Origin of the sequence: Luteitalea sp., assembly GCF_022842525.1 — a bacterium.
Classification (GTDB): domain Bacteria; phylum Acidobacteriota; class Vicinamibacteria; order Vicinamibacterales; family Vicinamibacteraceae; genus Luteitalea.
In genome coordinates, this window is record NZ_JALHPM010000247.1 from 1 (window position 1) to 7,652 (window position 7,652).

Below are 7,652 nucleotides of genomic sequence, written 5' to 3' on the forward strand. Positions count from 1 at the left end.
GCCGGCAGGGCCTCGGGGCACGCGAGTTCGCACGCCACCGCCGCGATCGGCAGCCCGATCAGCGCCAGCAGCAGCGTCACGCCCGACAGGACCCGGCAGCCACGTGTCACCTTCTCAGTATAGACACGACGCCCGCGCGCCCGGTTCCTGTTACTGCGTCGTGATGGAGACCGCCGCGGAGACCGCCCCCTCACCTGTGCTGTTGAAGGCGCGGACACGGTACCAGTAGGTCGTGCCGCTCGTGAGACTGCCACTCGTGTAGGTCTTCGCGTTGACCGCCCGGGTGGCGATGCGGGTGTAGGCCACGCCATCGGTCGAGCGCTCGACGTAGAACCCGTCTTCGTTCAGCGACGTGTCCTGCCAGGTCAGGAGCACCGTCGTCGTCGGCGCGGTGCTGCTGAGGCGGGCGGCCAGCGCGGTCGGCGCCGGCGGCACGCCGCCCTCCGGTGCCAGCGTGAGGCTCACGTCGTTGCCCCAGGGGCCTGGCGCGGTGCCCACCAGCGCGCGCACGCGATACCGGTACGTGCTGCCGCTGGTCAGCCGACTGTCGCTCCAGGTGGCCTTGTCCGCCGGGCGGGTCGCGACGCGGGCGAATCCCCCGCCGGCAGGGGCGCGCTCGATCTCGTACCCGCTCTCGCCGGCGACGTTGGTCCACGCGAGGCGGACGCCGTTGGTGGGGTCGGTCGGTGAAAGCGTGGCCGTCAGCGCGGGGCCACTCGGCTGTGGGGGCGGCGGTTCGATGGACGCCGCGTACTCGTAGGCACCGATGTCGGGCGCCGCGCCCTGCACGCGCGGCAGGCCGGCGCGGTCCAGCGGAATCTCCGCCAGCACGACACCACCGTCGATGGCCGGCGTGCCCGCGGCCAATCGATAGTCGTGGGTCGCGGCGGCGACGAAGGCGGCGGTGCCGACGGCGAGGTTCTGCCCTGAGGTCGGCGCTTCCTTCGGCAGCGACGAGCCGAGCACGAGGGTGTTGCGCACGTCCACGCCTCCCCACGACGCGTTGGCCGCCTGGAAGATGCGCGAGACGCCGCCGCCGAACGTGACATGCGACACCTCGACCTGCTCGATGGCGTCCTCGTAGCGGATGCCCGTCAGCACGTCGTGGACGACCGCGTTGCGCAGATGCACCCAGGCCCCGCCGTTGCCGCCGGGACCGCGCAGGCGGAAGGCGATCTCCGAGTCGCTGACCGTCACGCCGTCGAGCGTGGCCTCGACCTGCTCCTTGATGTTGAACGCGGCCATGTTGGCGATGAGTCCGCCGCGGAAGCCGTGCGCCACGGTGTCACGGATGACGATCGACGCGCGCGGTGCGGCGCCGTTGGTCTTGGTGTCGAGGCCGTTCTCGCCGGGCACGACCCCGGCGGCGAACCCGTTGGCCGGCGCCGGCAGCGGGGCGAGCCAGAACGTCGATCCGTCGATCAGCACGTCGTCCCATCCCGGGAGGCTGCGACCGGGATCGAGTTGCACCGCATCGCCGGAGAACGTGTGAATCTCGACACCGCGGATGGTGAGGCCGCGCACGGCCCCGGCGACGATGCCGTGGGCGTCCCGGCGGGTGGCCCCGTCCCACCAGAGGCAGTGGTGAATCACCGACTGCTCGAACAGCACGCCTTCCGGTGCGCCCATGTCGACGCAGTCGCGGCCGCTTCGTCGAATCTCGGCGCGGCGCAGCGCGAGGCGATGGCCACCGCTCCCGATGCGCACGGCGTCGGTGGCGGCGTACTGCCCGTCGAAGACGAGGCCGTCGAACACGTGGTCGGGATGCGAGACCTGCAGCACCTGTCCGGGCCGACTGACGACGGCGCTGCCGCGTGCGCCTGACGCCGTGACACTGATCGGAAGGCCGGGGCTGCCGGCGCGTACCGTGCTGATCAGCTCGGGGTAGGTGCCGGGGGCGACCAGCACGGTGTCACCCGGTTGCGCCGCCTGCAGCGCCAACTGGATGCGCGACAACGGCGCCGTCGGCGAGGTGCCATCGCCAGTCCCTCCTGGCGCCACGTACCAGCTCTGCTGGGCGATGACGGGCGAGGAGGAGGCCGCCAGCGCGGCCACGACGAGAAAACGGATCGCGTGTAAAGACACGGTGCTCTCCAGAGCAGGACACGCAGGATGACCGCGGGCCCGTGCAAGGCGCATGGATTGTGGGAGGGGGCTGACGCCCCGAGGGTGCGACAAGGCCGCAGCAGAGGGGATTACAAGTTTGCTGCCAAAGACACTACACACGTTTTATTGGCAGACACTTTGCGCTCGTGTGCAGCGGCGTCGGGTTTGCGTGCGGTAGTTCATGCACGACCCATCGAAATGGACACGACGATTCTGTCGCTGAGTTGGTTGTGCGGCTCCGTGGGCGGGGTGCGCCGCGGGTACACTCGTCGCCATGCCGCCGACAGCCGGACCTGCCGGCACCGATCCGCACCTCGAACGCCTCAGGCGGTGGAGTTGGCTGCTCGATCAGGCGTTCAGGATTCCGGGCACGAACGTCCGCTTCGGCTGGGACGTGATCGTCGGACTGGTCCCCGGCATCGGCGACCTCAGCAGCCCGGCCTTCGGCATGCTGTTGCTGGTGCAGGCGTATCGGATGGGCGTGCCCAAGCTCGTGCAGGTGCGCATGCTGATCAACGCCGTGATCGACGCGCTGCTCGGCATCGTGCCGGGGCTCGGGAACGTCGCCGACATCTTCTGGAAGGCCAACACCTGGAACATGGCGCTGCTGGAGCGTCACGCCCGCCCCGGGGTGCCGCACACCCGCTTCGACGCGTGGTTCGTGTGGGGCATCGGGCTGACGCTGCTGGCCGCGGCCGCCCTCCCCGTCGTGCTCGCGGTGTGGATCGCCGCGGTGCTGTACGCCTGGCTGGTCTGACCGCGTGGGGCGGCCTCAGGCCGAGTGGTCCTCGGCCAGCGTCGCGAGCGGACGGTCACTCCAGTCGGCTGCCGTCACGACCCGATAGAGCGCTCCGCCGACACGCGGCGACGACGTGTCGTCGGCAGAGGCCGTCCTCTCGAAGACGAACACCAGCTGCGCGGTCTCGAAGTGGGCGAGCCATTCATCCCACGTCACATCGCGGAAGCGGGACGCGCCCGGGAAATTGAAGCGAAGCCCCGAGCCCAGATCGTTGACCGACACCGTGGCCGGGCCCGATGCCGTCGCCTCCCCGGTCGCCGGCTCGGCACCATGATGCGACGCCCACGCGCGCACGAGGCGCGGGTCGCGGGTCCCGACGAGCGGCACGGGACCGCCGGCGCTGCTCTCGACGCCGCTGTCCACCGGGGCCAGGGGATGTCGCGCCGAGGCGTGCCGTGTGTCCGCACCGATGACGATCGCGGGCGGCTGTCCGTGGGGGCGTGGTGGCTGCATGCGCCATCGCCTGCAACGCTGGTGCCGACGCGGTGTGGAGCGCCGACGTGCACGACGTCGTTCCAGGCCGAGGTGGCGCGCACCAGAGCGCTACACGTGTCGCTCGGACGTGGCGTGTCAGGCGGCGAGCGAGGCGATGCCGTCCTCGAGCACGATCTCCAGTTCGGCGATGACCACTTCCTTCAGCCCGAGCGCCGCCGCCTCGGCCGACGCGGCCAGCACGAGCCCCTCCTGCTTGTAGAGGTTGACGCCGAGTTTCGTGCACGCCGTGTTCACGAGACGCACGATGAGGTGCACCGGGTTGATGTCCTCGGAGTGCGGGTCGTTGTGGCTGCGCGCGATGTCGGCGTACATCGGCGACAGGTTCCACTGCTTGATGAGACGGGCCCCCTGCTCGGCGTGCAGCGAGGCCAGCAGTTCCTGCACGAGCGACGGCGGCAGGTCCGACGTCCACTCGCCACGCCGCCGCAGGTCGTCGAGGACCTTGAGAATCAGCAGCTTGCCGATGTCGTGGAACAGGCCGGCCATGAAGCACTCCCCGGCCAGCCCGCGGTAGCCCGCGCGCTCGGCCAGCCAGCGCGACCCGAAGGCGACAGCCACCGAGTGCTGCCACAACTGCGTCATCAGGCGATTGATCTGCGGGTCGTGCGCGACGAACTGCCCCTTCTGCGAACAGGCGACCGCCAGCGAGATGAGCTGGTCCAGGCCGAGGCGGAGCACCGCGGCGCGGATGGTCGCCACCGAGCTCAACCCGGAGTAGAAGGCCGAGTTGGCCACGCGCAGCACCTGCGAGGCGATCGCCGGATCGTGGGACAGCACACGCTCGAACTGCTCGGCGTTGGCATTGCCGGAGGCCGCCAGCGCCTGCACACGGGCGGCGATACCCGGGTAGACCGGCAACTGGAGGTCGTTGCGGGCGAGCTCGTCGCCGAGGACATCGATCAGGGACCGCGACTGAATCACGAAAGGCTCCCGAGCAGGCGGCGGATCTCGTCCACCGGCCGCGGCTTGACGACACGCGGCAGATGCCGCAGGAGTTCCTGGATGGAGGTCAGCCCGTACGAGGCCTTGTAGAGCCCGTCCTCGATGAGCGCGACGAGCCCGGACGTCTCGACGCTGATGCGGCGAATCTCGTAGGAGGTGCGCCGGTTGAGGATGGCGTCCTTGACCAGTTCGTTGAGCACGAGCAGTTCGAAGACGGCGATGCGGCCGCGGTAGCCCGTGTATCGACAGGCCGGACACCCCTTGCCCAGCATGAAGGTCGCGCCGCGCAGGTCCTGCGGGCCGACCGCCAGTCGGCGGAGCTCGTTCGCCGTCGGGACGCAGGGCTCGGCACACTGCGTGCACACGCGCCGCATCAGCCGCTGGGCCACCACCGAGATCACCGTCGACGAGATGAGGAACGCCTCGATGTTCATGTTCAGCAGGCGCAGCAGGCCGCCGATGGCATCCTCGGTATGGAACGTCGTCAACACCTTGTGACCGGTGAGCGCGGCCTGGATGGCCGTGTCGGCCGAGAAGCGGTCGCGAATCTCGCCGAGCACGATGATGTCCGGGTCCTGCCGCACGATGTGCCGCAGCGTCTCCTCGAACGTCCGGTTGATCTTGGCGTTGATCGAGCACTGGGCGATGCCGTCGACGACGTACTCGACCGGGTCCTCGGCGGTGACGATGCAGGTGTCCGGTGTGTTCAGGTGATCGACGGCGGCATAGAGCGTGGTCGTCTTGCCAGAGCCGGTCGGGCCGGTGATGATGACGACGCCGGTCGGGACCTCGAGCGCATCGGCGACGAAGCGATCGAGCATCCGCGGCCCCATCCCGATGTCCTGGATGCTGAGCAGCTCGGTCTTGCGATTGAGCAGGCGCAGGACGACCTTCTCGCCGTGAATCGTCACGTAGAACGAGGCCCGGATGTCCGCCGTGGCACCCGAGATCGGATCCTCGAACTTGATGCGGCCGTCCTGGTGCCGACGGCGCTCCGCGATGTCGGCGCCGGCCAGCACCTTGATGCGGCTGGTGACGGCCGCACCGAGCTCGCGGTCGATGTTGCGGTGCTCGATCATCACGCCGTCGAGGCGGAACCGCACCCGCAGGCCCGACTGCAGCGGCTCGATGTGGATGTCGCTCGTCCCGGATTCCAGCGCGTCCCGCACCAGGTCGACCACCACCTGCATGGCGGTGTGTTCGCTCGGCCCGACGGTCGAGCGCAGACCGCGCTCGAAGGCGGCCAGTCCCTCGGTGATGAGCGACCGCCGCGCGATCGCCGCCACGATGTTGCCGCCGAACATCTGCTCGGCCGCCAGCTTGTGTTGCGGGTCGAGCGGGTCGGCAAAGGCGACGGTGACGCGCCCGCCCGCCTGCGAGACCGGGATGAACACGCACTCCTGCGCCCGTCGCAGATTCATCCGCGTGAGCAGCGCGCGCTCGATGTCGCCGATGCGGGGCTCGAGGAGCGGCAGCCCGAAGAGGTCGGCGAGCACCTCGGTGAGCTTGTGCTCGGACATGACGCGGCTCTCGACGAGAATCTCGCCGAGCCGCTTCTTGCCGCCGGCCGCCTGTTGCGCCGCGAGCGCGGCGCGCAGATCCGACTCGCGGAGGTGGCCGAGGTCGATCAGCAGGTCGCCCAGCCGCATGGACTGGGGGTTGGCGCGCACCGCGCGCCGGATCTGCTCCGACGAGACGATGTTCAGATCCTGGAGGACCGTGAGCAGGCTGCGGGGGGTCTCGAGCTTGGCCTGGACCCGCGTCGCGTGGCGCACATGCGCCTCGGTCACCATCTGCTCCTTGAGGAGCAGCGCGACGACATCGCTGGGGGGTGACGGCTGGGGCGCCGGAGCGGCCGGGGTCATGACTGCCGACGTAATCGGCGTTCACGGCGACGTTCGTGAGCGTTCCGGCCCGACTTTCTCACGTCATCGCTGAGGCATTCTGCCTCCATCGACCCCTGTCGTTGGACAGGTTCCAGCCGCACGGGGAACTGCCACCGCAGTCCCCCTGTCGATCTAGCGCTTGGGCTGGTAGCGGCGGCGGGGACGGGGCCGACGTGTCGGCTCGACCACGGCGACCACTTCGCGCGGCGGACGCAGGAAGCCCCACACATCGAGGCCGCTGACCGGGTCGCGAAACTGCTCGACGACGGCGAAGCCCATGTGTCCGTAGAACGCGATGTTGGACGGCTGGGTCGTCTCGAGATACACGGGCAGTCGGGTGGGATCGGCTTCCGCGAACACGCTCGACAGCAGCGCCTGCCCGATACCGGTGCCCTGGGCCTCCGGGTCCACGCCCAGCACCATCACGTACCAGTGCGGCATGGCGGCGTGTCGGCCGTGCATCGGTCCGGCGGCGCTCATGACGCCCAGGTAGCGGCCCGCCGCGTCGGCACCAATCAGCTCGGGCAACCGGGTCAGGCCCCCCTGTTCGGCGCGCTCCAGCGTGACCTCGGTCTGCCCCGGCGGCAGCGCGACGATCGCGCCGCTCCCGGGGACGGCGTTGACCATCCCGAACGCCAGCCCGTACTCGAGCGCGGCGCGGAAGTGCGCGGGCGACACGCGGCGCCGTTCGTCCTCATCCGGGAACGTGTACTTCTGAAGGGGGTCGTCCTGGAAGGCGCGCGCAAGAACGTCGGCCGCGTTGGCCACGCCCTCGGGAGACACCCGGTGTACATCAGATCTCGGCATTCACTCTCCTTAAAGCCACCGCCATGCTAGCACCGCCTCCCGGACGGTCCGTCCCGAGCCCCGTCTCCGATGGCCCGGCTGGCCACGCCGGCAGGGGCGGGGCCAGCTCGGCCGCCCAGGCGATGCCCCCCGGTCAGCGCGCGATGTAGGCGTCGACGCGCAGGCCAATCGGCAGACGCTGGCCAGGGTCGAGTTCGATGAGGGTCTCGAGCACCTTGGTGTCCACCTTCTCGGTGGGCTCCTCACTGCGGATGTTCTTGCGGCCGAGCAGTTGGCTGACGCGGATGACACGGCCGGTGAAGCGCTGCGTGCCGTACGCATCGGCGGTGACGTACGCCGACTGGCCGGTGCGCAGGTGGGCCACGTCACGTTCGTCGACGTCGGCGCGGACGCGCAGCACGGACAGGTCGGCGATGGTCACGACATGCGCGCCGTCAGGCCCTTCGACCGAGACGCTCTCGCCGGGCCGCCGGGCGACATGGAGGATGGTGCCGGCGATCGGCGCACGCACGACCGTCTTGGCGAGCATCGCCTCGGCCTCGCGGACGCGCGCCCGCGCCTGCAGGACCGCCGCCCGCGCTCGCGCCCGTTCATCGTCGCGTGCCGGGGCATCCACC

At 70.0% G+C, this 7,652-nt stretch carries 7 protein-coding genes; 1 reads left to right on the plus strand and 6 read right to left on the minus strand.

Going from position 1 to position 7,652, the window contains the following annotated elements; genetic code table 11:
* Positions 1–150 precede the first annotated feature (150 nt).
* The gene (locus tag Q0C41_RS28170; RefSeq protein WP_291989780.1) at positions 151–2,085 is read right to left on the minus strand and encodes a choice-of-anchor Q domain-containing protein; all 1,935 of its coding nucleotides are present in this window, start codon (positions 2,083–2,085) and stop codon (positions 151–153) included.
* A 295-nt stretch (positions 2,086–2,380) separates the two neighbouring features.
* Between Q0C41_RS28170 and Q0C41_RS28175 the strand changes: the two genes are divergently transcribed.
* The gene (locus Q0C41_RS28175) at positions 2,381–2,863 is read left to right on the plus strand and encodes a DUF4112 domain-containing protein (RefSeq protein ID WP_291989782.1); all 483 of its coding nucleotides are present in this window, start codon (positions 2,381–2,383) and stop codon (positions 2,861–2,863) included.
* Positions 2,864–2,878: 15 nt separating this feature from the next.
* On the opposite strand, the gene Q0C41_RS28180 is transcribed toward Q0C41_RS28175, so the two are convergent.
* The 5 genes from Q0C41_RS28180 to Q0C41_RS28200 all read right to left on the minus strand — a co-directional run.
* Positions 2,879–3,358 carry a hypothetical protein gene (locus Q0C41_RS28180; RefSeq protein WP_291989784.1) on the minus strand — a complete coding sequence of 160 codons (480 nt, stop codon included), beginning with the start codon at positions 3,356–3,358 and terminating at the stop codon, positions 2,879–2,881.
* Between the two features lie 117 nt (positions 3,359–3,475).
* Entirely contained in the window at positions 3,476–4,321 is an 846-nt protein-coding gene (locus tag Q0C41_RS28185; RefSeq protein WP_291989786.1) for an HDOD domain-containing protein, read from the minus strand.
* The gene (locus tag Q0C41_RS28190) at positions 4,318–6,207 is read right to left on the minus strand and encodes a GspE/PulE family protein (protein ID WP_291989788.1); all 1,890 of its coding nucleotides are present in this window, start codon (positions 6,205–6,207) and stop codon (positions 4,318–4,320) included. The genes Q0C41_RS28185 and Q0C41_RS28190 overlap by 4 nt, the downstream gene beginning before the upstream one ends.
* A gap of 153 nt (positions 6,208–6,360) precedes the next feature.
* Complete coding sequence (locus Q0C41_RS28195) at positions 6,361–7,035, minus strand: GNAT family N-acetyltransferase (RefSeq protein ID WP_291989790.1); 675 nt, start codon at positions 7,033–7,035, stop codon at positions 6,361–6,363.
* Positions 7,036–7,168: 133 nt separating this feature from the next.
* Positions 7,169–7,652 (minus strand): efflux RND transporter periplasmic adaptor subunit (locus tag Q0C41_RS28200; RefSeq protein ID WP_291989792.1); only part of this gene is annotated, 484 nt, incomplete at its 5' end.

Excerpts from the sequence above, each read along its gene's own strand:
- Q0C41_RS28175 (WP_291989782.1), top strand. The coding sequence starts at position 2,381 with ATGCCGCCGACAGCCGGACCTGCCGGCACCGATCCGCACCTCGAACGC.
- Q0C41_RS28180 (WP_291989784.1), bottom strand. The coding sequence starts at position 3,358 with ATGCAGCCACCACGCCCCCACGGACAGCCGCCCGCGATCGTCATCGGT.
- Q0C41_RS28190 (WP_291989788.1), bottom strand. The coding sequence starts at position 6,207 with ATGACCCCGGCCGCTCCGGCGCCCCAGCCGTCACCCCCCAGCGATGTC.
- Q0C41_RS28195 (WP_291989790.1), bottom strand. The coding sequence starts at position 7,035 with ATGCCGAGATCTGATGTACACCGGGTGTCTCCCGAGGGCGTGGCCAAC.